The organism is Mesorhizobium sp. M4A.F.Ca.ET.090.04.2.1, from assembly GCF_003999085.1.
Taxonomy (GTDB): domain Bacteria; phylum Pseudomonadota; class Alphaproteobacteria; order Rhizobiales; family Rhizobiaceae; genus Mesorhizobium.
This window is the reverse complement of sequence record NZ_RZOT01000981.1, coordinates 1-676: the sequence shown is the minus strand read 5'-3', so window position 1 is coordinate 676 and position 676 is coordinate 1. Positions and strand designations below refer to the sequence as shown.

Here is a 676-nt window from a genome sequence, read left to right as displayed (position 1 = left end):
CCCCCTCTGAGGGGGAGATGTCCGGCAGGACAGAGGGGGGTGTTCAAGCGCCACCCTTCGCGCGGTCGGCAGCCTGAGCCGCCAGGATCTTCTTCACCTCGGCAACCAACTCGCTCTCCGCCACCGTCACCTGCGCCGGGCGTGCGGCGCGCCATTCGGCGTTGTCGGTGATCTCCGCCGACATGCGGGCGCCTTCGATCAGGTCCTTGATCTGCAGCTCACCCCGGGAGCGCTCGTCGCCGCCCTGGATGATGGCGACCGGGCTGCCGCGGCGCTCGGCATATTTGAGCTGCGCCTTCATGCCGGCGCCGCCGAGATACATTTCCGAGCGGATGCCGGCCGCGCGCAGCTCCGCCACCATCTTCTGGTAGCGGCCGAGGCTTTCGGTGTCCTTGTCCATGACCAGAACGACGACCGGAGCGATGACGTCGGAGATGTCGAGCTTGCCGAGGTTCTTCAGCGCCGTCATCAGCCGGGAGACGCCGATCGAAAAGCCGGTCGCCGGCACCGGCTCGCCGCGGAAGCGCGAGACCAGCCCGTCATAACGGCCGCCGCCGCCAACCGAGCCGAAGCGCACGATCTGGCCGTCCTCGTTGGGGATTTCGGCCAGCAGCTCGGCTTCGAAGACGGGGCCGGTGTAGTATTCCAGGCCGCGCACGACGGAGCGGTCCATGGC

The 676-nt window shown here is 68.3% G+C and carries 1 protein-coding gene; it reads right to left on the bottom strand.

The genetic code is table 11. The features are described from left to right. Nucleotides 1–43: 43 nt before the first annotated feature. Nucleotides 44–676: His/Gly/Thr/Pro-type tRNA ligase C-terminal domain-containing protein (locus EN781_RS33615; RefSeq protein ID WP_189347994.1), on the bottom strand; the 633-nt coding region annotated here is incomplete at its 5' end.